The following is a 22,868-nucleotide window of genomic DNA, read 5'->3' on the forward strand; positions in this document are numbered from 1 at the left end:
TGCACGCTGAGCGGAGAAAGAGAGTGAAGATAGCGCTGGTTGTTCTGGCCGCCGGGCTGAGCCGCCGTTTTCGTGAGCAGGCAGGCGAGCATAAGCTACTGGCCGATCTGGAGGGCAAGCCCGTGCTGCAACATTCACTGGAGCAGGCCGCTGCCAGCGGGCTTGACCTGTTCGTGGTGACACGACCCGACGCATCGGCAATCCATCAGCTCTGCACGCAGGCGACTTTGGTGCTCTGTGACAGCGGCGGGCTGGGCGAATCGATCGCCGCCGGCGTTAACGCCAGCCGCGATTACGACGGCTGGCTGATTGCGCTGGGCGATATGCCGTTTGTAACGTCTGAAAGTTACCGCGCTGTGAGTGCCGCGCTGGCAGATGCGGTGATTGTCAGACCGTGGATTGACGGCAGGCCCGGCCATCCGGTGGGCTTTCAGCAGCAATGCTATCAGATGCTGAGCACGTTACAGGGCGATGCCGGGCCGCAGGCAATAGTGAAATCGCAGGCCGTCCGGCTAACGCTTCACGATCGCGGTTGCCTGTGTGATATCGATTTCCCTGCCGATCTACAGCTGATTAAGGAATTTTCATGATAACGCTGGATCAACGCGTAATTAATGCGGCACTGAGCAGCTGCCAGTCGGGCCAGCAGGTCTGGCTCTGCACCGTGCTGCGCACCTATGGCTCTTCGCCGCGCGCGCCAGGCACCCTGATGACGGTTAACGAAACCGGGGCATACTGCGGATCGCTGTCGGGCGGCTGCATTGAAGAGGATTTTCTGGCGCAGCTGGCGGCCGGGTCTTATCGCGCCAGCAGTCAGCGGGTGCGTTATGGTGAGGGCGGTATCCGTCCTGATGTTAATTTGCCGTGCGGCGGCAGTCTGGAAATCGTGATCGAATATTTGCCGCCCGATGAGGCCACGCTGGCGCTGCTGACAGCGATGCAGCGCGCGCTGAGCGGACAACAGCCGATGGTGAAAATGATACGGCCCGGCGAACGTGCGCAGTGGGAAGTGATGGCCGCCGATCGCGTATTGCCCGCGCTGGATGCCAGCGAGGAGCAGATGTTACTGCCGGTCGGCGCGATACCGGAACTGCTGATCGCGGGCTACTCCAGCGTGGCCTATGAGTGCATCCGGCTCGGGCAGATCCTCGGCTTTCACGTGCGGGTCTGTGAGCACCGCCCGGAGATGCTGACGGAACTGGAAAGCCACTTCAGCGGCGTAGACAACGTGACGCTGGTGTCACAGCATCCGGCGCGCTGGCTGGAGCTGAACGGCGCGCACGCTGCGGTGGCGATTGTGGCGCTGACCCACGACCCGCGTATTGATGACCTGACGATGATGGAGGCGATTGCCACACCCGCGTTCTATATCGGCATCATGGGATCGGTGAAAAACAGCGAGAAGCGGCGGGCGCGACTGCAACAGATCGCCGGTATGGATCGGGCCGAACTGGATCGCATCCATGCGCCCATCGGCCTGCCCATCGGCAGCAAAACCCCGGCGGAGATTGCGCTGTCGGTGATGGCCGATATCGTCCGGGTTAAAAATCGCCGGCAGTCAGCCGCCTGATGCCGGCTTTGCCTCGGGTGCCAGCCGATAGAGGTAGCTGCCCGAATAGGGGATCGGCAGGAAATCATGGAACATTTGCCGCAATGTCTGTTCAGGATCGACGTCGCGGAACAGCTGCGGATAGAGCGTGGTAGCAAAGAATTCGGTCGCTACGACGTGCCACGGACTGAGGTAAAAGTTGTGCCAGATAGCTCCCGCATGACCGTCGCGCAGCGCGGTGAGTTGCTTCAGTGCATTCTGCTGACCGGTCAGCGCCAGCAGGCTCTGCCGGGTCTGCGCCGTGGTGACGGCGGGGCCGAGTTTCAGCGCACCCGCTTCATCGGCGCTGCCGGTGCCGGTGGCAAAGTAGTAATCCGGCTGGGCCGCAATCACGCTCTCCTCACTCAGCCGCCCGAACACGCCTTTAATCTGCTGGCTGGCAATGTTATTGCCACCAGCAAACGTCAGCAGCTCACCCAGATTGCCATTCACTGAGGTGACGCAGCATTCACTGCGTCGTCCCAGATGCAGCTGCAGCAGCACGGAGGGTTTCGGGCCGTGGTAACCCGCCAGACGACTCGCAATGCGCTGCATATGGCTGCGGTAAAAGCGATTAAAGTCAGCAGCCCGCCGGGGCTGATTCAGGACCTCGCCCAGCAGTGTGATGCTGCGTTCGGTATTTTTCAGCAGCTCAACCCGCAGATCGATCTTCACCACCGGGATATTCGCCGCAGCGAGCATCTTCTCCAGAATGGCCCCATTGTCACTGCCGCGCGCCAGCTGCGGCAGGATCACCACGTCAGGCCTGAGCGCGATCACCTGTTCGGGATTCATGTCATTGACGCCATCCATCCCCACTACCGGAATATCCTCCATCTGCGGAAACTGACGGGCAAAAAGCTGCCAGGTCTGCGGATCATACTTTTTCAGATCCTGCGGCCAGCCAGCAATATGCTGCAGCGGATTGCCTGGCGTCAGCAGCGCGACGCTGTAGAGCATCCGGCTTTCACCCAGCACAATGCGCTGCGGATGGTCGGGAATGGTGACCTCACGACCGGTGATGTCAGTCAGCGTGCGGGCCTGTGCGCCCGCGCTGACCAGCATCACGCTAAGCATCACCAGCGCAGATCGAAGCGATTTAAAATTCAACACGGGCCTGTACCATCAGGTTGCGGGTTTCGCCTTCACGGACGCGCAGATTGCCGCCGCTTGACGTGTAGTAGTGCTGGTTAAACAGGTTATTAATGTTCAGACGCAGCTCGGTTTGTTCGCCGAACAGGCGATTTTTCCACGCCACGAAGCTGTCTGCCACCACGTAATCGGGCAGGGTGAAACTGTTATCGGGATCGCCTGCACGGCTGCCGACGTAACGCGCACCGCCGCCGAGTCGCAGCGATCCGGGCAGGCCACTGACCTGCAGCTCATGGCTCAGATAGAGTGCACCAGCATGACGCGGGGCATTCTGCAGACGATTGCCGTTGTTATCCGGATTTACCCGGTCGCTGACGATTTCTGCCTGATCATAGCTGTAGTTCGCACTCAAATCCCAGCCTGGCGCAATCTCACCGTTCAGTTCAAATTCAGCGCCAGTCGATCGGGCTTTATCAATGGCCCGCGTGCTGCCATTGATACTCAGCGACATCGCCCGTTCATCTATCCGATACAGCGCCACGGTAGCCAGCAGTTTTGGCGAAAGCTGCCATTTACTGCCGACTTCCCAGCTGGTGCCCTGTTCCGGTTTGCCGACGTTGCCGTCATCATCCACATCAGTAGAAGGTGTGAATGACTTGCTGACGCTGGTGTAGAAAGAGAGATCGGGCGTGAGTTTGTAGATCACCCCTGCCTGCGGCAGAAACTTATTACCCTCATCGTTCAGGGTTTCCACCTGCGGGTTGAAGCCACGAGAGGCACGCTGTTCATAATGCTGATAACGCCCGCCCAGCACTACAATCCAGTCCTGTGTGAGCGAAATGCTGTCTTTGGCGTAAAGCGACCGGCTATGAATTCGGTTCAGGTTATTCGCCCCGGCGGTGTTTTCGGTGCTGGCGTCTGTGACCGGTGACAGCACGTCATATTCGGGACTGAAGTAACTGAACTGGCGGTTAACCTTGCCCTGATACTGATGGGCGCGATAAGTCTGGTTCATCTCATAGTCGGTGCCCACCACCAGCGCGTGCTGCATCCCCAGGAGTTCCGGGTTGCCCAGCAGATCCCAGCTCACATATTTGGTTTTGTGGTTAAACCCGCGATTGGCATCGGCGCGACGTGTGACCACGCCGCTGCTGGCATTCACCGCGGTCACGCGCACTTCATCGTTGTCATAGCGTCGCTGGTTCCAGCCCAGTGTTAACCGGGTGCGCCACTCATCATTAAACTGCCAGTCATAGTGGGCATTCAGGGTTTTGTTGTGGCCCCAGGCATGGTTAGCTTTGTCATCCAGACGATCTTTGTAACCGATATCGATCGGCTTGCCGTCGATAAAGGCCGTGCCGCGATCGTAGGGAATGTCATAGCGATAGTCGGCATAGCTGATTAAAAAGCTGGCTTGCTCGCCGAACCATTGAAGCGACGGTGCCAGCAGAGTGTGCTCTTCACTGCCAAAGTTGCGCCAGTAATCCTGATTCTGTTTCTCGGCGATCAGCCGGAAGGCGAAGCCGTTGCCCAGCGGGCCGGTAACGTCCACCGTGCCTGCGCCGCCGCCTTCGCTGGCGTAACGTCCGGTGACGCTGGAGTGCCAGTTGTACTGCGGCTTTTTGCTGACCACATTGATAATGCCGCCTGGATTCTGGATGCCATACAGCAGCGAGGAGGAGCCTTTCAGCACCTCAACCCGTTCGGTCGTAGCATCGAAATTGAGTCCCTGACTGCTGCGGATGCCATCCCGGTAGACGGAACCATCGGCATTGCTGCCAAAACCGCGTCGTACAAAGCCATCTTCGGTGCCAGCCAGCGTGTTCGCCTCGGAGACGCCGCTGACAAAGCGCATCGCATCCGCCAGTGAGCTGACCTGGAAATCCTCCAGTTGTTGCTGTGTCACCACGCTGACCGATTGCGCCTCATCGAGTCGCGCGGTCGGCATTTTGCTGGCAACGCTGCTCTCGCTGGCGCTGTAATTTCCCTCTGAACTGGCATCCGCGGTCACGGTCATATCCGGTGCGCTGTCGGCTGCTGCACTGACCTGTGGCAGTATCATGCTGCCGCAAATCGCCACGACCAGAGCGGGGTACCGGGCCGGATATCGTGAGTCTTTGTTTTTCATTTTTCTTTTCGTGTCTGTTACTGGCAGTTTCTGAAGCAAATACGCCCTGATGGCTGACTGCTATGCAGGGCTTCCCTGGAGGTGGTCTGCAATATGCAGCGCTTTAAGCAGAGGAGAAGCGCATCAGGGTTTTGAGGTCTTTACGCCGCCCGGACGACAATACTTCTCATCTGTAATTGAGAATCATTCAAACATCCGGTAGTGTAGTAGTAAACATAATTTGGACTGGATTTACTACATTTTTGCCGTGTCGCTTCTCACTGGCTGCCAGTCTGGGTGATCATTTCATTTTACTGAAATTAATGAGTATTATTTCATGTTGAGATAATGCGGCACGCCTAAAGCCCTATCATTTGCAGGTGAAATCCGGAACGGCATGACGCTTTCACTACATTTTCTGACTGTGAAATCTTCTCCTTTAACCCGATCGGTAATCAGCCTTGCAGACCTTAACGCCACCAGCAGGAACAGCATGAAACAGAACAGGCCGGTAAAAAACAGAGTAGATGTGGTGGCAGAGCGTCTTCGTGCCCGCGAAAAGCAGCTCTCACCCCGTCTGCTGGACGTGGCACGTTATATCGACCAACAGCGCGAAATGGTGCTCGAAAGTACCGCGATGGAGATCGCCGTAGCGAATCACACCTCTGACGCGACCGTGATCCGCGCTATTCAGGCCCTGGGCTTTAGCGGGCTGCGCGACCTTAAACAGACGCTGAAAGCCTGGTTTGGCCCGTCACTGACCTCTGAAGATAAGATGATCACCACCGTCAGTGAGGTGACCAGCGACGTGAACAGCGCCATCGACTTTGTGCTGGATGGCCACCGGCACGCCTGTGAGGTGCTATCGCAGCCGCAGAATCGGGTGGCGGTGGCAGATGCCGTGGCACTGCTGGGCGAAGCGCGGGAAGTGGCTATTTTTGGTATTAATGCCTCGGGTATTCTGGCGGACTACAGCGTGCGGCTGCTGAACCGTATCGGTCTGCCTGCCTTTTCCCTGAATCGCGCCGGTATTGCGCTGGCAGAACAGATGCTGGCGCTGCAGCGTGGCGATGTGCTGGTGATGATGGCGCAGCAGTCGGCGCACCGGGAAGGGACTACCGTGGTACGAGAAGCGAAACGGCTGGATATTCCGATCATTCTGCTGACCAACGCCACGGATTCGTTTTTCGCGCGGGAGGCGGATGTGGTAATTAATGTGCCTCGCGGTGGCGAGAAGGGGCGCATTCCGTTACACGGCACGATTATGGTTTGTCTGGAGATGCTGATCCTGTCGGTGGCCTCGACGCTGCCGCAGCGCACGGTGAAAACTATGAAACGGTTGCAGGATCTCTATCGCGGGCTGAAACCCGCCAGCAAAAAGTAGCCTGTATTACTGAGCTGTGACCGGGATTTACCGAAAATCTGGATGTCATGGCTCTTCTTTAAGTCAAATTTCTCCGGTTTGCGACGGCGATCGTGTCTTTTCTTCTGCCACTTTTCTCAGACGTCTACGCTTACAGCTTGCCGCGCCACCGGGTGCGTCTCTTTTTTCATTTTGATTTGTGCGGAGCTGCTGATGAAACCCCTTCACGCGCAATACCTTTTTTGCTGTGCGACCCTGAGCCTGTTGTCCCCTTTGCCTGCACTGGCATGGAGCGATCTCACCGTGTTTGGCGATAGCCTGAGTGACGGCGGCAACGTAGGACGCTTTACCTATGATGGTGCAACCCACCCACTTTATGACGAGATCCTGGCGCAGTCGCTGGGCGATACCCTGCGTCCCTCATCCCAGGGCGGGAGCAACTATGCCGAAGGTGGTGCCGTTGCGGTGCCGGCCATTAATCCCCTGTTTAATACGCAGGATCAGCTTGATAGCTACCTTGCGGCGCGTGGCGGACGGGCCGACCCGAACGGTCTCTATATCCACTGGATTGGCGGCAATGATTTAGCGGCAGCAGCCCTTGCGCCGCTCGCTGCGCAGCAGATCGTGGATAACAGTGCCAGTGCGGCGGCCTCACAGGTCAGCCGGTTGCTGAATGCCGGGGCCGGAACGGTGATTGTGCCGACGGTGCCGAATGTGGGGGCGACGCCTGCTTTATTGCAGGCGATATTGCAGGTGCTGGGCCCGGCCGCGCAACCCGCAACGGCGGCGCTGTTTCAGTCGCTGAGCACCACCACCACGCCTGACCGGGCCGCAAGAGAGCAGGCGATTGAAACCGCGCTTAATGAGGCAGCTGGCCAGGTCTCTTCCATTCCACTTATCCGCGATGCCCTGGCGCAACAGCTGATTGCTGCCTGGCAGTTACTGAGTCAGGAGGCGGCCACACTCACCGACCGTTACAACCAGGCTGAAGAGCAGGGGCTGGTGGCGGCACGCGGGAACATCGCCCGGGTGGATATCAATGGCCTGTTCAATGAGGTGATCGATAATCCGCGCCTGTATGGACTCAGCAACACGGCTGGCATGGCCTGCCCGCCTGGCGTCTCATCAATGGACTGCACCTCCTCAACGCCAGGATTTTCGCAGTCGCAGCAATATCTGTTCGCCGACCGGCTGCATCCCAGCCCGGCAGTGCATGCGCTGATCGCCGATTATATTGAGTCGGTGCTGAATGCTCCGCTGCAGGTGGCCGCGTTAAGTCAGGCACCGTCGATGCTGGTGGGCGATGCGCATAATACGCTCGATGGACATCTGCAGCAGCAGCGCCAGCAGCCTGCCAGCGCCGGAGAATTTACCGTTTTCGGCGGTTACGCCGGGCAGCAGCGTGATTTCCGCGGCGACAGCCTGCTTGATGGCGATGCTACCAGCGCCACCGGCACCGTAGGTGTGGGCTATCAGCTGACCGATCACTGGCAGGCCGGCGCCTTGCTTTCCACCACCTCGCAACGGCAGGATCCCTCGTCGCGTTTTGATTACCGTCTGCGCGGCAATCTCGTCGCGCTCTGGAGTCAGTTCCATTATCTGGAAGGTGGATGGATCAATGCGGACGCCCATTATGCCGATCTCAACTTTGATGATATCGAGCGTCAGATCCGGCTGGGACCGGCGACCCGCACGGAGAAAGGCAGTAGCGACGGTAAAGTGCTGGGAATGCGGGTGCAGACAGGCTGGGATTTACCGCTGGGCCGCTATGTTTCCACCGGCCCGATGGCCAGCTATGCGCTCGACTACACCCAGGTCGAAGGCTATCAGGAAGAGGGCAACAGCAGCACATCTATGCGATTTGGTGACCAGACACTGCACTCACAAATCGGCTCGGTCGGCTGGCGCATCGACAGCAAAGATCTGCTGATCAATCCCTGGGCGCAGGTCAGCTACAACCACCAGTTTGGTGACAGCGACTCTGCGGTCACCGCCGGACTGAAGTCGACCCGCACCGCCTTTACCCGTAGCAGCGGCTCGCGCGATGATAACTGGATCGATATGGCGGTCGGCGCAAGCGTGCCGATTGGCGCATCGGTCAATGCGTTCGCTGGCGTCTCGGCAGTGGCAGGCAACAGCGACACGCATCAGGTGACATGGAACGTCGGACTTAACGCCCGTTTTTAAGCGTTCAGCTTTGCTCTTCGTCGCCGGTCGCTATCTCAACAGGATAGCGGCGGGCGACGTTGCAGCAGCATTGCGTGTTCATTATTTCCCCGCTGCTTTTAGTTTTTCTCTCTGCTTAAACTCGTCATTTTTATGCTTCGACCAGCGCCGCCTGCGCCTCCAGCTCGCGGACCCGCGGTATCACTTCACGCCCAAAGAACTCCACTTCTTCATGGAAGTGCAGAAACGCCAGTAGCAGCAGATCGACACCGGCCTTCTTCAGTTCGATAATCCGTTCAGCAATCTGCTGGGGCGTGCCGATGAGGTTGGTTTTGAAACCATCGTTGTACTGCACGAGATCCTCAAACGACGATTTCGCCCAGTTTCCCTCGCCTTCGGGTGAAGCACTGCCTGCATTTTTGACTTCATGCTGAAAGCCTTTCACCGCATCCGGGTTGGCTTTGCTGATGATCTCCTGAAGCACGGCCTGCGCCTGCTGCTCGCTCTCACGTGCAATTACAAACCCGTTCAGTCCGATTCTGACCTGATGCTGGTTGCGGCCCGCTTTTTCGCGGATATCCCCGACCTGCAGACGAACACCTTCCGGCGTATTACCGTTGGTGAAATACCAGTCTGACACCCTGGCGGCCATGTCGCGCGCCGCACGGGAGCTGCCGCCCTGAAAAATTTCCGGTAGCGGTGACAGCGGTTTCGGTTTCATGGCGTAGTCGCGGAAGCGATAAAAATCACCGGCAAAGGTAAAGCTCTCTTCGGCCCAGATGCCGCGCAGGCAGCGAATAAACTCTTCAGAACGCAGATAGCGCTCTTCGTGATCGAGCCAGGGTTCGCCGATCGCTTTGAACTCCCCACGGAACCAGCCGCTGACGATGTTAACGGCGATGCGTGGCCCGTAAAGATGGCTGATGGTGGCAATCTGCTTTGCCGCTAATACCGGGTTCCACGGGCCGGGTAGCAGGGCAGCAATCACTTTTAGCTTCGAGGTGTGGCTGAGTAAATCCTGCGAGAAGGTGACCGATTCATGCTGGTTATCTGCACCATATCCGGCGGTAAACCGAATCTGCGTCAGCGCATAATCGAAACCCGCCTGCTCGGCAATCTGCGCCAGTTTACGGTTGTAGTCAGCATCCCAGCGGGTTCGCTGCTCAATCTGGCTGATGACCAGTCCGCCCGAGACATTCGGCACCCAGTAAGCGAACTGTAAGGGTTGGTTCAGTGACATGGTTTTCTCCTGATATATAGCTGAATCAATGGGAACGTAAAGACTTCCAAACTTTCAGGTATAAAAGAAAATTAAAGCAGTAACCGTGCCAGACTATAATTATCTGATATTTATGCATTAAAAATTCTACTGCTGGAATTCACTGCTGCAAATGCAGCAACCAACAGACAGGGAGGTTGCCAATGCAGCAGCATTTGAACATCCCGTGCATTCCGGGAAGGGCCAATGTCGTGCGAACCTGGCACGGTTCGCAGATACCCGCGCTGCAGTGTGATAACGTAACGGCTCTGTTCAGGAGCCGGAGTGCATCATGATTGTCAGGCAGGCATCGCCCGAAGAGGCGCACACGTTATGGAACATCCGCAATCTGGCCATCCGTCATGGCTGCCAGCACGCCTATCCACCCGATGTGCTCGCCGCCTGGACGCCGGACCGCATGCCCGCCAGCTTTCCCGCGATGATCCGCGTGAATCCTTTCTTCGTGATTGATGCCCCGGACGGCGTGCCGGTGGCGATGGGATCTTTGGATCTTGCGGCCGCCAGCGTTGAAGCCATTTTTACGCTGCCCGGCTTCGCTGGGCAGGGAATGGCGGGCCGGATCATCAATACCATCAAAGCGGAGGCGCTACAGCGTGGCTATCGCCGGTTGACGCTGGAGTCGACACCAAACGCCGTGAGCTTTTATCAGCAGCATGGCTTCCGGCCGCTGGGAGAAAGTCTCTATCCGTCAAAGCTGGCGGGCTGCGCGCTGCGCTGTATGGCGATGGAAATTGACCTGTAATTGCGGACAACCGTCGGGCTGGCAAAAAGCGGCACAAGTTTCCCGTCCAAAGACTTCGCAAGCCTCCGCCGGTAGGGTATAGTCCGCGTTTTTTGGAGGAATCATGCTGACTGGATCATCAACACGTCTTAATAAATACATCAGCGAGAGCGGCATCTGCTCCCGTCGTGACGCCGATCGTTACATCGAGCAGGGCAACGTTTTCATTAACGGCAAACGCGCCGCTGTGGGCGCGCAGGTATTTGCAGGCGATGTGGTGAAGGTGAATGGTCAGCTGATTGAACCTCGCGACGAAGACGATCTGGTGCTGATTGCGCTGAATAAGCCGGTGGGAATCATCACCACCATGGAAGAGGGCGAGCGCGATAACATCAGCGACTTCGTTAATCACAGCAAGCGCGTCTTCCCGATTGGCCGCCTCGATAAAGATTCTCAGGGCCTGATTTTCCTCACCAACCACGGCGATCTGGTCAACAAGATCCTGCGGGCCGGTAACAACCACGAAAAAGAGTATGTCGTTACCGTCGACAAGCCGATCACCGATGAGTTTATTGCCGGGATGAGCGCGGGGGTGCCGATGCTGGGCACGGTGACCAAAAAGTGCAAAGTGAAAAAGGAAGCGCCGTTTGTCTTCCGTATCACGCTGGTCCAGGGACTGAATCGCCAGATTCGCCGCATGTGTAAGCATTTTGGCTTTGAGGTCACGAAGCTTGAGCGGACGCGCATCATGAACGTCAATCTCAAGGGATTGCCGCTGGGCGAATGGCGTGATCTCACCGACGACGAACTCGTTGAGCTGTTTAAACTGCTGGAGAACTCTTCTTCAGAAGATAAACCCGCGAAGAAGGCGAAGGCTCCGGCAAAAGCCGCTGCCGCTAAAAAACCGCAGAAGAGTGCCGCGAAACCCGCTGAAAAAGCGGATCCTAACGGTGCCTCACGCAAACGCTTTGTCCAGCCGGGACGTAAGAAGAAAGGGCGCTAAGACGACTGGATGCAGAGAGCGACATCCTCGCTCTCTGCGTTTTCACTGACAGATCACGGAATAACCCGCGCCACACGAAAGCGGGTAAACAGATCGCAGAACATCTCATCCGTTGCACGATGACCGTGAAAGCCTGCCCGCCTTAATTTGCTGCCGTCGCCAAACATGTCGTAGTTCCAGCCAAAAACAAAATCAGCGAAAGCACCGTCACTGAGCCTCAGAATATCGGCTTCGATAAGTGCGTTCTCAGTGGCAATTTCCCGCCACAGCGCACGGTAGTCCTGGAACATCTGCCGGAACGACAGCGAAACCGGCGGCGCGATGTCCAGGTCAAACCACGCTGCAATCACCGGCCACAGCTCACTCCAGCGCCAGAGATCGCCATTATTGATGTTAAATGCCTGATTTTGCGCCTCAGGGCTGCACGCGGCCCAGATCGTGGCGTCGGCAAGCAGTGTGGCATCGGTAAAATCGACCATGCTGTGCCAGGTTTCCGGCGAACCGGGAAAGCGAAAAGGCAGCCGTGCCGCGCGACAGATCGACGCATAGATCGCCAGACTCAGCGCCAGATTCATGCTGTTCCCAGGCCGATCGCTGCCGACAACGCCGGGCCGTGGTGCGCTCCAGTGCCAGGTTTTATCCTGCTGCTGTGCGCTCAGCCAGTTCAGCTGGGCGGCGTTGAACTCGGCACCGGGCACGCCGGGATCGCTTTCCCGCGCCGGAGTCTTAAACCGGCCGAGATGGGCGCCGTACACTTTGTATCCCTGCATCAGACTGACGTGCTCAAGCGGGGCGATATCTTCCATTGTCCGCACCAGATTTTGCAGCATGGCCAGATTTGGCCCTACCATCGACGCCCAATCCGCGGCGTTCAGCCAGGCGCTGTAAAAGATATGGGTGACGTCAGTGAGGGAGGCCAGGCGTTCATGGCTCTGCTGTACGTCGCGCAGATCTACCGCGATAACCCCGGTTCCGCTAACCGCTAAGTCTGACCGATGAGTCAGCGCAGTCACCTGCCACTGGTCTGCGACCAGCGCCTGACTGAGCTGCTGGCCGACGATCCCGCTGGCTCCCGCCACCAGCGCCACCTTTTTACCCAGCGTCGTTTTCATGATCATTACCTTGTTAAGAGAGAAGTCGCATTCTCACCTGTGCGTTATTCTGATTAAATCCCCTTAACCGGATATCACTTATCAGGAAAACCAATAAATGCAGAACAAACTGACGGCGATACAGACCTTCGTCCGGGTAGCGGATGCGGGATCTTTTTCGGCGGCGGCACGGCAAAACGGCATGAAGCAGTCTGCGGTGAGCCAGCAGATCGCCTCGCTGGAAGAGGCGCTGGGTGTGGTGCTGCTGCACCGTACCACAAGAAAAATGGCGCTGACGGAGCAGGGGCAGCTTTATCTGCAGCAGGTCAGGCAACTGCTCAGTGCGATGGATGAACTTGAGCAGCAATTGCGGCCCGGTTCGCAGCCGCTTCACGGCAAACTGCATATTCAGCTGCCGAGCGGCGTAGGGCAGCGATTGATGCCGCATCTGATCGCCTTCCAGCAGGCGCATCCCGCACTGCGTCTGAATATTGCGCTGGAGGATCGCCTGTCGGATCTCATCGCCGAGGGCGTCGATGTGGCGATCCGCCTTAGCGAGTCACCGCCCGCCACGCTGGCTGCCCGTTCACTGACCACGGTTGAAACCGTGCTGGTCGCTTCCCCGGAGTGGATAGCGCGAAACGGCACGCCGCAGACACCCGATGATCTGCGGCGGCATCCACACATACGTTTCAGCGGTGTATCGCCTGATGCGCCCCTGCAGCTGGTTTCGGCGACTGCAAATGTGACTGTGCCGGTTGAGAGCGCGTTTCGCTCTAACAATAGTGATGCCTTAATCCAGGCCCTTGAAGCGGGGCTGGGGATCGGCGGTTTACAGACGTTGATTGGCGCAGACGTGCTGGCCTCCGGCCGACTGGTGCGGGTGTTGCCGGACTGGCGACTTCCCGACCGCTATCTTTATGCGGTGTTCCCGGATGCCCGTTTTATTCCTGAAAAAGTGCGGAAGCTGGTGGCGGGGGTGAGTGAGGTGCTGGGGGGAACAGATCAGAGGTTCAATTAACAAGACAGAGAAAAGAGAATGCAGTCAGGTTGAACTGTCCCCAACTTAAGGATATTCTATCCCCTGGTTGGGGATGGGATAAGACATGGACGCATTATTCATCGAGCTTTCCAGCTTTCAGAAATACCGAGCTGACTATCTGAGTGATGATCAGTTTCGGCTATTTCAGAACATGTTGCTGGCGGACCCTGAGAAGGGCGATTTGATATCTGATACAGGCGGACTGCGGAAAGTTCGTTTCAGGGATGAGCGCCGACACAAGGGTGCAAGAGGCGGAATCAGGGTTATCTATTACTGGACGAATGCACAATGCCAATTCATCCTGTTTACTATCTATGATAAAGATCAACGCGACGATCTGACTAAGCAACAGCGTGACGCCCTGGCGACCGCGCTGAATGTGATCAAAAAAGGGTTAAGACATGACTGAACGCGATATTTTCAGTGAACTGATGATGGGTATGCAGGAGCTTAAGGATCATCAGGAAGGGAAAATCACACTCAAGAGTCATAAGGTTACTAAGCGTGCCCCCGTTACCATCGCGCCGCAGGAGTTGCGCGACTTACGTGAAAAACTGAACCTCTCTCAGGCTGTTTTTGCCCACTATCTTCACACCGGCGAGACAACATATCAGAACTGGGAACAGGGTAGAGCCAGGCCTAATGCCCAGGCGGTATTATTAATTCGCATGGTGCTGCAAAACCCCGAAACGCTGAAAACTCTCGCGAAGCTCTGACAAACCTGCCCGGTTGGCTGGCATCGCATTTATTCAGGTACGCTCCCGGCCTCCAATGCCTGGCGGGTTATAACTGCATCCTCTTTCCCCAAATCAAACAGTGAGTATCTCCCCTCCCGCCAGACTTTAATGGGGTCACATTCAGAACAACGACACTTTTCACCCTGATCAGGGCGTGGCAGGATAAGCGCAATCTATCAAGGAGTGTGCCTGATGTTACTGAAAGGTATGAACGATCCGCTGCTGAAAGCGTATCAGCATCCCAAATCACGGATGATGATCAGCCGTTTCAGGGGGCTGGCGGGGGATCGAAGACTCAGTGACTGGCAGGCGTTCTGTATTCTGGTCATCGGCTTTACCAACTACTGGTATGTGCAGGCCGGTCACTATTCCATTAATGTCACCCTGACCAAAACCCGCCAGTTCGACTTCCTGCAGGACTTTCTGCATTTCACGGTCACACTCGATGGATTGATTGGGGATGAACATTTTCGCAGTCCGGACTTTGTGCTGCCGCATTACGATGTCCCCTATGAATTCTGCCGCTGGCGCAACAAGCGTGGTTATGACGCCTTAACGACCTATGTCAGCAAACAGGGTGTGAAATCCCATAAAGGAATGTTTATCGCCTCGGAAGGTGCTTCGCCGGAAGAGCAGGTGATGAAATGGGAAGGAGTCGTTAACGTTTACGACAAAACCTTTTTCAGCGTCGCTAACTTCAATACCACCCAGGAATTCCTGATCAAAGACATCAGTAAAGCGATCCAGGAAGGATTACTGAAGCACCTGAGTTTTTACCGGGATCTGTTTCACTATATCTTCCCGTCACCGGCCGAGGCACGCATACAGGCGCGGGATGACAGGCGCTATCTGGCTAAAAAATAGCGCCTGGGCATCTTTTTTCAGGTCAGGGATGTAACCCGCGCACCACTCAGATAGCTGGCCTCACCGCGGACATTACCACTTCATCTCGCCGGTGTTGACTTTGGCGCTCAGTTCCAGCGAAGCTGGCTCAGCCAGTTTCGGCCAGGCGGCTTTCATGGTGGCAATTACCTTTGCTGAGGTTTTGTCTTGTGACAGTGCCGCTTCAAATATCTTCAGGTAATTCAGAGTAAAATCAACAGCTTGTGAACCGGCGGGACGTGCGCCGAGGTAGTGGCCCGGAATCACAGTCTTCGCCTTGAGCGTCTGCATTTCAGTCAGGATATGACGCCACGCCGCACGGCTCTGAACGGTCTGGGTGTCAGCCGTCCAGACGTGAATGCCAGAGGAAAGAGCCGTGCCACCCAGGATGGTGCGCTGAGAAGGGATCCAGATGTAAGCGGCATATTGCTCAGGATGACGCAGTTCCAGCTGTTCGCCGTCGACGCTAAAACGGGTCTGATGCGTCACTTCAGGCACGAACACCTTATCCGGCGCACCCTGTTTCATCTGTGGACCCCAGTATTTCAGTTTGGCGTCATGCGTCTGCTGGATATGTTTCACAACAGCAGGCGCGGCAACCACTTTTACATCCGGCCAGGCTTTAACAATCGGCTCCAGACCAAAGTAGAAATCGGGATCGCCAGAGGTGATCACAATTTCCTTCAGCTTTTTGCCACTCTTTTTAATCATCTCAACCAGTTTTTCACCGTCGAGCGTGCTGAACTGCGCATCAAACAGAATCGCTTCGGTTGGCCCGGAAACCAGCGTTGAGGAGACAGGGAAGATGCCCTTCTCCTGCGGGTTGTAGGTTTCCAGGTGCAGGGTGGCCGCACTGGCGGAGGCCGAAGCCAGAATCAGCATCACAGGTAATAGCGTGGTTTTCATTGATAATCCTCAGAGATAAATGCCCGCTTCAGGCAGGTGTATTGGGCTCTGTTAAATGTCAGTGGCGCTATTCTACCCATCTGGCTATCTGTTAGAATTCCCGCAATCAGAGATGCTGGGTTTCATAATCCGAACAGGTGGGTGTGATGGACAGAGTGACGGCGGCAGCCGTTTTTAACCGGATCTGCGAGCTGGGCAGTCTGAGTGCTGCCTCGCGTGCGCTGGGGATTTCTCGCCCGATGGTTAGCCGCTATCTGGAAGAGATGGAGAAGTGGGCGGGAACGCGTCTGCTACATCGCTCTTCACGGCGACTCACCCTGACGCCTGCCGGTGAGGCGATTCTGCAAAAGACCCGTCAGCTGGCCCTGCTTTCAGAGGCAATCCAGCAGGAGACCACCCAGGGCATTCCGGCCGGAACGTTACGCATCGCCTGCGCCCACTTTACGGCGCTTCATCTTGTCGGTCCGGTGATCCCCGATTTTCTGGCGCGTTACCCCGCCCTGCGCATCGAACTGGAAATCAATAATCAGCCGGTGAGCCTGATTGGAGAGCGCATTGATCTCGCTATTCGCATCACCGATGCGCCAGAGCCGGGAGCTATCGCACGTCGCCTTGGAGAATGTCGCTCGGTACTCTGCGCCTCACCTGCGTATCTGCAGCAGCGGGGTATCCCTGAAACGCCGGACGATCTGACACAGCACAACTGCCTCTACTACAGTCGCTTTGCCGGACAGAGCTGGCATTTCACAGCGGCGGATGGCGAGAAAATCGCGGTTGCCGTTAAGGGGAACTTCAGTGCTGGCATCTCTTCACTGTTGTGTGACACGGCAATTGCGGATTGCGGAATAGCGATGGTGCCTGAGCAGGAGGCTCGCCACGCACTGCAAACGGGTAAGCTGGTGACGTTACTACCCGATTATGAACCGCAGCGCATTGGTATCTGGGGGCTTTACCCGTCGCGTCAGCATCAGTCTGCTGCACTGCGGCTGATGCTGGATGAACTGCAAAGCAGCATGCTGAGCAAAGATCGTTACTGACAAAAATGGACGCCTTTATGGAAGATAATCAACACCACTACTGGAGCCGCATGGTGCCAGAACTGACCGTTACTGACTTTGCCACTTCGCTGCATTTTTACACGGTGGTGCTGGGCTTTGAGGTGAGGATCCAGCGACAGCAGCCTGACTTCGCTTACCTCTGCTTCGGTGAGGCCCAACTGATGTTTGAGCAGTTCCATCCGCAGGGCTGGAACACCGCCGATCTGAGCTGGCCGCTGGGGCGGGGCATCAATTTTCAGATCGAAGTGGATGACATTGAGGCTGTGCTGGCGCATTTACAGCAGCACGACGTTCCGCTCTATCGGCCGCTTCGGGATAACCACTATGACACCGGGGAGACTACCGCCTGCCAGCGGGAGTTTCTGGTACAGGATCCGGATGGTTACCTGCTGCGCTTCAGTCAGTATCTGGAATAAGCTGAAATGTTGTCTGGAAATATTTAAATTCACCCGGCTGGAGTTAGTTAATTAACTAATCATGTGACTGTTTTTTATTTGTTCAGTCCGGACAAAATTAACACTGCGAAAATAGTCAGCGTGATGTCTTTATAAAAAAGACTTTCTCATTCTGCTGCGTTAGTGGTTACCGTAACGCCTGGCGGGTCACCAGGATGAATCTTAAACGGTCAGAAAGTGAGGATTTTCAAGCCGATTGCTATGCGGATTTTTAAGCTTTTTGTCAATATGATCTGATGAATATAAAAATTAAGTGAAACGTCTTAATTACACTATACTCACTTTTACTGGCAGGATTAGGACAATTCTTAACAACACCCTCTTAATGGATTTCATTGGGCCAGATGTCTGAAAATTTACATTTATTCTTTCATTCAGTACTTAATCTTTGAGTCTGTTAGCCGATAACAGGTAACACATACTCTGGAGGACGAAAAAATGAAATCACTTATAACTACCTGCTTTACCGCGCTGCTGATTACCCTGGCTGGTCCCGCGAGTGCAGTTTCAAATTCAGGCACTATCACCTTCAGGGGAGCCATCACTAATGGCTCATGTAATATGAATATCGGCCAGAATCCTGTGGTGTTTGACTGTTACGATCCCGCCAGTGGCAAGGCTGTCGTGACGACGGCTAACCTGATGAACACTAAATCTCTGTCCGGCCTGCCGGTAGAAGTAAAGATGCACTGGTTTAATCCTGAGAAAACCAAAGGAATTATTGAAGTCAGCTATCTGTAATTTCTCAACGGATTTTACTGTTAACCTGATAACCCCAGCGTAATCCGCGGAGGGTAATGACGATGCTGAAAGTTAATAATTAAAACCATAACTCAATAAGGGTTATTAACTCCTGTGCCGGTAGGCGGACAGATAAACCGAAAAGCCCACCTTTATTGCTAAGGGTGGGCTTTTTAAATTTATGGAAGCATCAGAGAATCACGAAGGATCAGAAGAGCGCTGAGTAAAGTACTTCGTACTCTGACGCTTCTCCTTTTTACGCCGCAGAACCAGACTGGTGGTAATGATCAGCAGTGTTAAACCCCCGGTTGCCAGTAATTCAGCCTGATGCTTCGCATCAAACAACATGATCACCAGCACCGTCACGATAAACAGGATAGTGACCCACGTCAGGCCCGGGAATAACCACATCCGATAGCTCAGGACTTCACCCGCTTTCTCGCGTTTTTTACGCAGTACCAGGTGTGATGCGGCAATCACAAGATAGACCAGCAGTGCAATCGCCCCGGACGTTGCCAGTAAAAATTCAAACACCACGCTTGGCGCCAGATAATTGGCGATCACCGCCAGAAACGCAGCTGCCGTCGAAAACAGTACCGCAACCCACGGCGTGCCGCTGCGATTAGTGCGTGAGGCGGCAGCCGGTGCATCTTTACGGCGTGACAACGAGTAGAGCATGCGCGATGACGTATAGAGCGCAGAGTTAAGACAGCTGCACACCGCCATCAGCACCACCAGGTCAACGATAAGACGAGCATGCGGGATGTTCATCGCCGTTAACGCAGTCTGCCATGAACCCTGTTCAACCAGTCCTGGTGTATTCCATGGCACCAGCGCGACCACAAAGAAAATCGACAGCAGATAGAACAGCGCAATACGCCAGATAACCGAGTTAGTTGCCTGAGTAATCTGCTTGCCAGGGTTCTTCGACTCTGCAGCGGCAATCGTGACGATTTCTGTGCCCATAAACGAGAACATGGTGGTCAGGATAGCTGCCACGACTGCGCCCATGCCATTCGGCATAAAGCCGTGTGTGTCATAAAGATGCGACAGGCCACTGGTATTGCTGTAAGGCAGCAGACCAAACACTGCCGCACCCGCCACACCCAGGAACAGGATGATGGCAACGACCTTAATCAGAGCAAACCAGAACTCAAACTCACCATAATTTTTCACGCTAAGCAGGTTGGTGATGGTCAGCAGTAAGGTGATGGCGAAGGTGAACTGCCAGATAGCGACCTCGGGGAACCAGGCATGCAGAATGGTGCCTGCCGCATTCGCTTCCAGCGGGATCACCAGCACCCAGAACCACCAGTAGAGCCAGCCGATGGTAAAGCCAGCCCAGCGTCCCAGGGCTTTATCCGCATAGGTTGAGAACGAACCGGAATCGGGTGAGGCGACGGCCATCTCGGCCAGCATCCGCATAATCAGGACCACCAGCACACCGGCCGCGGCATAAGAGATCAGCACCGCAGGACCCGCTTCAGAAATAGCGTGACCGGAGCCAACAAACAGTCCTGCGCCAATTACGCCAGCAATTGAGAGCATACGCACGTGGCGCGGTTTCAGGTTTTGAGCCAGCGAATCTTGATTCGCACTCTGAGTCATCGTCATGTATACGTCTCCAGGCGGCGTCCGGCCTGTATGGCCGGACGAACGGGGATAAACTTGCGTTAACGCGCCAGCGAAATCAGGCTGGGACGACGGGATTTCCGGCAGATGCGACACAGTGATCGATCACTGTTGAGAGAATGGTCAGCGCCTGGCTGAACTGGGCATCAGGAATGGTGAGGGGATAGAGGAAGCGGATCACGTTGCCTTTGGCGCCGCAGGTCAGTAGCAGCAGGCCCTGTTCCATCGCCATCTTCTGAACTGCCTGCGCGGTGCTGGCCTGATAGAACTCCATCGCCACCATCGAACCCAGCGCACGCACTTCGGCAATGTCCGGATGTTTGCGCTGATGCTCCTGCAGTTCCGCTTCAAGCCGGGCACCGAGATCAATCGCGCGCTGGCAGAGTTGCTCCTCTTCAATCACATCCAGCACTGCATGTGCTGAGGCGATAGCCAGCGGGTTACCGGCATAGGTTCCGCCCAGACCACCAGGAGCCGGGGCATCCATCACCTCAGCACGACCGGCCACCGCAGAGAGCGGCATCCCGCCTGCCAGGCTTTTCGCCATGGTGATGATGTCGGCTTTGACCGGAAAGTGTTCCATAGCGAACAGCTTGCCGGTACGGGCAAATCCACTCTGGACTTCATCCGCAATCAACAGAATGCCGTGACGGTCAGCCAGCTCACGCAGCTGCACCATAAATTCTGCGGGTGCCGCGTGGAATCCGCCTTCGCCCTGCACCGGCTCCAGCACGATTGCGGCGACGTCAGGCGGTGCAATGTCCTGAGTGAAAATTTCGTCGAGGCTGGTCAGTGCGGCCTCAATGCTGATCCCCTGAACCGCGCTGGGATAACGAGCATGGAACACCGACGGCGGCATCGGGCCGAAATCCCGTTTGTAGGGAGCCACTTTGCCGGTCATCGCCATCGTCATAAAGGTACGGCCATGGAATGCGTTACCAAAGGTGATGATGCCGTGACGGCGGGTATAGGCGCGCGCCACTTTCACTGCATTTTCAACCGCTTCCGCGCCAGTCGTGAAGAAGGCCGTTTTTGCTGCACCCGCGATCGGCACCCGCTGATTAATGCGCTCAGCCAGGGCGATGTAGCTTTCGTAAGGGGTGATCTGGAAGGCTGTATGGGTAAACTTTGTTAACTGATCGGCAATGGCCTGTTCAATGCGTGGATGGCGGTGGCCGGTGTTCAGCACCGCGATGCCGCCTGCGAAGTCGATCCAGCTGTTACCGTCCTGATCCCATAAGGTGGCGTTCTCTGCCCGGGCAACGTACCAGTCGCACAGCGTACCGATACCTTTAGGGAGAGCCTGTGCTTTGCGCTGCTGCATCAGGTTATTTTTTTCGCTCATTTAATCCACCTCGTTAATATGCGTGTTTACATTTCCCGACAAACACGTTTATTTATGCCTGAGGCGTGGTGAGTTGCCAGAGCCAATTGTGAGAGGAAAGGTGGAGCCAATTGCGACTGTTGTACGCAGATCATCTATTAGCGCGGTTACAGTTTTTAAGAACTGGCTCATTACATCAGCGCCTGCTGAACTGCATGCAGGCCGCGATCGCTGAAGAGGTGTTTCCGCGCGGAAGCCGTTTGCCGCCAACCCGCGATCTGGCGCGCGAACTGGGCGTGTCGCGAAACACCGTTATGCATGTCTATGAGAGCCTGATGGCGCAGGGGTATGTCACCGCGCGGACCGGTAGTGGCACGTGGATTGCCGAGACGCTGCCGGAAAACTGTCTGCAGAGTGATGCAATTGCCGATCTTCAGGCGGTGAGGGCGCAGCGACCGGCAACACTGTCTAAGCGTGGCGCCAGTCTGCTGGGACATGCCACCGCATCACCTTATCAGTGGGGCGCGTTTGTCCCTGGCGCGCCCGATGTCACCGAATTTCCCCACAAGCTGTTTAGCCAGATTCAGGCGCGGCTGAACCGTGAACCTGATGTTCACCGCCTGGTTTATAGCAGCGGCGGGGGCTGCCCCGATTTGCGCCATGCGCTGGTGGATTATCTGCGGGTGGCGCGTTCAGTGCGGGCCGATGCTGACCAGATCCTGATTACCGAAGGGGTTCATCAGGCGGTGGATCTGGTGACGCGGGTGTTGTGTGATCCAGGCGATCGGGTCTGGATGGAGGAGCCAGGTTACTGGGGCACGCGCAATCTTCTGCGCATGAATGGCCTGAAGATTCGCGCCATGCCGGTGGATGAGCAGGGTCTGGTGCCGGACAGCGGCCCGCCACCAAAGATGGTGTTTGTGACGCCGTCGCACCAGTATCCTCTCGGTGTGCATCTGAGCCTGGCTCGCCGTCAGGCATTGCTATCTCTGGCGCGTCGTCATCAGAGCTGGATAGTGGAAGATGACTACGACAGCGAATTTCGTTTTTCCGGGCAGCCTCATCCTTCACTGCAGGGACTGGAAGCCGATGCACCCGTGATTTACATGGGGACGTTCAGCAAAACGCTCTATCCCGCGCTACGCATTGGCTACATGGTCGTGCCGAAACCGCTGGCACAGCCCTTGCGCATCGCGGCGGCGGAACTTTATCGCGGTGGACATCTGCTGATTCAGCGGGCGCTGGCGGAGTTTATCCGGCTGGGCCATTACATGGAGCATATCCGCCGGATGCGGCTGCTTTATCGTCAGCGGCGACAGTTTCTTTGCAGGCTGATTGAGCGCTATCTGGGACCGGCCTTTTTACCGGCATTCAACCATGAAGCGGGACTGCATCTGGTAATGCCGCTGCCTGCGGGCGCTGACGACGTGGCGATCGCCGCAGACGCGTTGAAGCGCGGAGTCAAAGTGCGGCCGCTTTCGCAATATTACATGCACCCGCAGGAGGAGCGCGGATTGCTGCTGGGTTACGCCTGCGTCAATGAGCGGCAGTGTCAGGATGCCTTTGGCACCCTCAAAGCCTGTCTGGCCTCTGCGGGTATTGAATTCACACCGCCGCGCTAGCGGGTTCTGGGCCTGATTTTCATGGCGGCGATTTTATGGTCGCCGCTGTGCTAACGCAT

Annotated in this window: 21 protein-coding genes; 14 read left to right on the plus strand and 7 right to left on the minus strand. The window is 56.2% G+C overall.

From position 1 onward, the window contains the following. Positions 1–23 precede the first annotated feature (23 nt). A complete protein-coding gene (locus ACN1CO_RS16675; RefSeq protein ID WP_419139909.1) occupies positions 24–590 on the plus strand; it encodes a nucleotidyltransferase family protein in 567 nt (188 codons plus the stop codon). After that, on the plus strand, positions 587–1,570 hold the full coding sequence (locus ACN1CO_RS16680; RefSeq protein ID WP_419139910.1) for an XdhC family protein: 984 nt from the start codon (positions 587–589) through the stop codon (positions 1,568–1,570). The genes ACN1CO_RS16675 and ACN1CO_RS16680 overlap by 4 nt, the downstream gene beginning before the upstream one ends. Here ACN1CO_RS16680 and ACN1CO_RS16685 read toward each other — a convergent pair. Further along, positions 1,559–2,653 carry an ABC transporter substrate-binding protein gene (locus ACN1CO_RS16685; RefSeq protein WP_419139998.1) on the minus strand — a complete coding sequence of 365 codons (1,095 nt, stop codon included), beginning with the start codon at positions 2,651–2,653 and terminating at the stop codon, positions 1,559–1,561. The genes ACN1CO_RS16680 and ACN1CO_RS16685 overlap by 12 nt on opposite strands. Before the next feature lie 34 nt (positions 2,654–2,687). Further along, a complete protein-coding gene (locus tag ACN1CO_RS16690; protein WP_419139911.1) occupies positions 2,688–4,808 on the minus strand; it encodes a TonB-dependent siderophore receptor in 2,121 nt (706 codons plus the stop codon). 472 nt (positions 4,809–5,280) lie between these two features. On the opposite strand from ACN1CO_RS16690, the gene ACN1CO_RS16695 reads away from it, so the two are divergent. Together ACN1CO_RS16695 and ACN1CO_RS16700 are read left to right on the plus strand one after the other, a co-directional pair. After that, on the plus strand, positions 5,281–6,171 hold the full coding sequence (locus ACN1CO_RS16695; RefSeq protein ID WP_419139912.1) for a MurR/RpiR family transcriptional regulator: 891 nt from the start codon (positions 5,281–5,283) through the stop codon (positions 6,169–6,171). A gap of 192 nt (positions 6,172–6,363) precedes the next feature. Beyond that, positions 6,364–8,337, plus strand: a complete 1,974-nt coding sequence (locus tag ACN1CO_RS16700; protein ID WP_419139913.1) for an autotransporter outer membrane beta-barrel domain-containing protein — start codon at positions 6,364–6,366, stop codon at positions 8,335–8,337. Positions 8,338–8,467: 130 nt separating this feature from the next. Here ACN1CO_RS16700 and sfnG read toward each other — a convergent pair whose 3' ends face one another. Further along, positions 8,468–9,556: a dimethylsulfone monooxygenase SfnG gene (sfnG, locus tag ACN1CO_RS16705; protein WP_419139914.1), complete on the minus strand. Its 1,089-nt coding sequence runs from the start codon at positions 9,554–9,556 to the stop codon at positions 8,468–8,470. 310 nt (positions 9,557–9,866) lie between these two features. Between sfnG and ACN1CO_RS16710 the strand changes: the two genes are divergently transcribed. Both ACN1CO_RS16710 and rluF read left to right on the plus strand, forming a co-directional pair. Further along, complete coding sequence (locus ACN1CO_RS16710; protein ID WP_419139915.1) at positions 9,867–10,337, plus strand: GNAT family N-acetyltransferase; 471 nt, start codon at positions 9,867–9,869, stop codon at positions 10,335–10,337. 103 nt (positions 10,338–10,440) lie between these two features. After that, complete coding sequence (gene rluF / locus ACN1CO_RS16715) at positions 10,441–11,319, plus strand: 23S rRNA pseudouridine(2604) synthase RluF (protein ID WP_419139916.1); 879 nt, start codon at positions 10,441–10,443, stop codon at positions 11,317–11,319. 53 nt (positions 11,320–11,372) lie between these two features. On the opposite strand, the gene ACN1CO_RS16720 is transcribed toward rluF, so the two are convergent. After that, a complete protein-coding gene (locus ACN1CO_RS16720) occupies positions 11,373–12,431 on the minus strand; it encodes an SDR family oxidoreductase (RefSeq protein WP_419139917.1) in 1,059 nt (352 codons plus the stop codon). A 97-nt stretch (positions 12,432–12,528) separates the two neighbouring features. Here ACN1CO_RS16720 and ACN1CO_RS16725 point away from each other — a divergent pair, with 97 nt between their 5' ends. The 4 genes from ACN1CO_RS16725 to ACN1CO_RS16740 all read left to right on the plus strand — a co-directional run bounded on the left by ACN1CO_RS16725 (position 12,529) and on the right by ACN1CO_RS16740 (position 15,053). Further along, on the plus strand, positions 12,529–13,431 hold the full coding sequence (locus ACN1CO_RS16725; RefSeq protein ID WP_419139918.1) for a LysR family transcriptional regulator: 903 nt from the start codon (positions 12,529–12,531) through the stop codon (positions 13,429–13,431). Positions 13,432–13,516: 85 nt separating this feature from the next. Beyond that, positions 13,517–13,861 (plus strand): toxin, encoded by a 345-nt coding sequence (locus tag ACN1CO_RS16730; protein ID WP_419139919.1) that lies wholly within the window; start codon positions 13,517–13,519, stop codon positions 13,859–13,861. Next, positions 13,854–14,168 (plus strand): helix-turn-helix domain-containing protein, encoded by a 315-nt coding sequence (locus tag ACN1CO_RS16735; protein WP_419139920.1) that lies wholly within the window; start codon positions 13,854–13,856, stop codon positions 14,166–14,168. The genes ACN1CO_RS16730 and ACN1CO_RS16735 overlap by 8 nt, the downstream gene beginning before the upstream one ends. A gap of 213 nt (positions 14,169–14,381) precedes the next feature. After that, positions 14,382–15,053, plus strand: a complete 672-nt coding sequence (locus ACN1CO_RS16740) for a hypothetical protein (protein WP_419139921.1) — start codon at positions 14,382–14,384, stop codon at positions 15,051–15,053. Positions 15,054–15,125: 72 nt separating this feature from the next. Here the strand turns inward: ACN1CO_RS16740 and ACN1CO_RS16745 are convergent, their stop codons facing one another. Further along, entirely contained in the window at positions 15,126–15,977 is an 852-nt protein-coding gene (locus ACN1CO_RS16745) for a Vmh family MBL fold metallo-hydrolase (RefSeq protein WP_419139922.1), read from the minus strand. Positions 15,978–16,123: 146 nt separating this feature from the next. On the opposite strand from ACN1CO_RS16745, the gene ACN1CO_RS16750 reads away from it, so the two are divergent. The 3 genes from ACN1CO_RS16750 (at position 16,124) to ACN1CO_RS16760 (ending at position 18,231) form a co-directional block, all read left to right on the plus strand. Then, positions 16,124–17,014: a LysR family transcriptional regulator gene (locus tag ACN1CO_RS16750; protein WP_419139923.1), complete on the plus strand. Its 891-nt coding sequence runs from the start codon at positions 16,124–16,126 to the stop codon at positions 17,012–17,014. A 17-nt stretch (positions 17,015–17,031) separates the two neighbouring features. Continuing rightward, complete coding sequence (locus ACN1CO_RS16755) at positions 17,032–17,451, plus strand: bleomycin resistance protein (RefSeq protein WP_419139924.1); 420 nt, start codon at positions 17,032–17,034, stop codon at positions 17,449–17,451. A gap of 477 nt (positions 17,452–17,928) precedes the next feature. After that, complete coding sequence (locus ACN1CO_RS16760; RefSeq protein WP_419139925.1) at positions 17,929–18,231, plus strand: type 1 fimbrial protein; 303 nt, start codon at positions 17,929–17,931, stop codon at positions 18,229–18,231. 198 nt (positions 18,232–18,429) lie between these two features. Here ACN1CO_RS16760 and gabP read toward each other — a convergent pair whose 3' ends face one another. Together gabP and gabT are read right to left on the minus strand one after the other, a co-directional pair. Further along, a complete protein-coding gene (gene gabP / locus ACN1CO_RS16765) occupies positions 18,430–19,845 on the minus strand; it encodes a GABA permease (protein WP_419139926.1) in 1,416 nt (471 codons plus the stop codon). A 76-nt stretch (positions 19,846–19,921) separates the two neighbouring features. After that, positions 19,922–21,208, minus strand: a complete 1,287-nt coding sequence (gabT, locus tag ACN1CO_RS16770) for a 4-aminobutyrate--2-oxoglutarate transaminase (RefSeq protein ID WP_419139927.1) — start codon at positions 21,206–21,208, stop codon at positions 19,922–19,924. Between the two features lie 110 nt (positions 21,209–21,318). Between gabT and ACN1CO_RS16775 the strand changes: the two genes are divergently transcribed. Continuing rightward, entirely contained in the window at positions 21,319–22,809 is a 1,491-nt protein-coding gene (locus ACN1CO_RS16775) for a PLP-dependent aminotransferase family protein (RefSeq protein ID WP_419139928.1), read from the plus strand. Positions 22,810–22,868: the final 59 nt, after the last annotated feature.

It is taken from the genome of Pantoea sp. R13S299 (genome assembly GCF_048515925.1).
Taxonomy (GTDB): domain Bacteria; phylum Pseudomonadota; class Gammaproteobacteria; order Enterobacterales; family Enterobacteriaceae; genus Pantoea.

What these genes read in the sequence shown, in the direction of transcription:
- ACN1CO_RS16725 (WP_419139918.1), top strand. Translation starts at nt 12,529, where the DNA reads ATGCAGAACAAACTGACGGCGATACAGACCTTCGTCCGGGTAGCGGAT.
- ACN1CO_RS16680 (WP_419139910.1), top strand. Translation starts at nt 587, where the DNA reads ATGATAACGCTGGATCAACGCGTAATTAATGCGGCACTGAGCAGCTGC.
- ACN1CO_RS16750 (WP_419139923.1), top strand. Translation starts at nt 16,124, where the DNA reads ATGGACAGAGTGACGGCGGCAGCCGTTTTTAACCGGATCTGCGAGCTG.
- gabT (WP_419139927.1), bottom strand. Translation starts at nt 21,208, where the DNA reads ATGAGCGAAAAAAATAACCTGATGCAGCAGCGCAAAGCACAGGCTCTC.
- ACN1CO_RS16745 (WP_419139922.1), bottom strand. Translation starts at nt 15,977, where the DNA reads ATGAAAACCACGCTATTACCTGTGATGCTGATTCTGGCTTCGGCCTCC.
- ACN1CO_RS16755 (WP_419139924.1), top strand. Translation starts at nt 17,032, where the DNA reads ATGGAAGATAATCAACACCACTACTGGAGCCGCATGGTGCCAGAACTG.
- ACN1CO_RS16690 (WP_419139911.1), bottom strand. Translation starts at nt 4,808, where the DNA reads ATGAAAAACAAAGACTCACGATATCCGGCCCGGTACCCCGCTCTGGTC.
- ACN1CO_RS16695 (WP_419139912.1), top strand. Translation starts at nt 5,281, where the DNA reads ATGAAACAGAACAGGCCGGTAAAAAACAGAGTAGATGTGGTGGCAGAG.
- ACN1CO_RS16720 (WP_419139917.1), bottom strand. Translation starts at nt 12,431, where the DNA reads ATGAAAACGACGCTGGGTAAAAAGGTGGCGCTGGTGGCGGGAGCCAGC.
- gabP (WP_419139926.1), bottom strand. Translation starts at nt 19,845, where the DNA reads ATGACGATGACTCAGAGTGCGAATCAAGATTCGCTGGCTCAAAACCTG.
- sfnG (WP_419139914.1), bottom strand. Translation starts at nt 9,556, where the DNA reads ATGTCACTGAACCAACCCTTACAGTTCGCTTACTGGGTGCCGAATGTC.
- ACN1CO_RS16760 (WP_419139925.1), top strand. Translation starts at nt 17,929, where the DNA reads ATGAAATCACTTATAACTACCTGCTTTACCGCGCTGCTGATTACCCTG.
- ACN1CO_RS16700 (WP_419139913.1), top strand. Translation starts at nt 6,364, where the DNA reads ATGAAACCCCTTCACGCGCAATACCTTTTTTGCTGTGCGACCCTGAGC.
- ACN1CO_RS16730 (WP_419139919.1), top strand. Translation starts at nt 13,517, where the DNA reads ATGGACGCATTATTCATCGAGCTTTCCAGCTTTCAGAAATACCGAGCT.
- ACN1CO_RS16740 (WP_419139921.1), top strand. Translation starts at nt 14,382, where the DNA reads ATGTTACTGAAAGGTATGAACGATCCGCTGCTGAAAGCGTATCAGCAT.
- rluF (WP_419139916.1), top strand. Translation starts at nt 10,441, where the DNA reads ATGCTGACTGGATCATCAACACGTCTTAATAAATACATCAGCGAGAGC.
- ACN1CO_RS16685 (WP_419139998.1), bottom strand. Translation starts at nt 2,653, where the DNA reads ATGCTGGTCAGCGCGGGCGCACAGGCCCGCACGCTGACTGACATCACC.
- ACN1CO_RS16710 (WP_419139915.1), top strand. Translation starts at nt 9,867, where the DNA reads ATGATTGTCAGGCAGGCATCGCCCGAAGAGGCGCACACGTTATGGAAC.
- ACN1CO_RS16735 (WP_419139920.1), top strand. Translation starts at nt 13,854, where the DNA reads ATGACTGAACGCGATATTTTCAGTGAACTGATGATGGGTATGCAGGAG.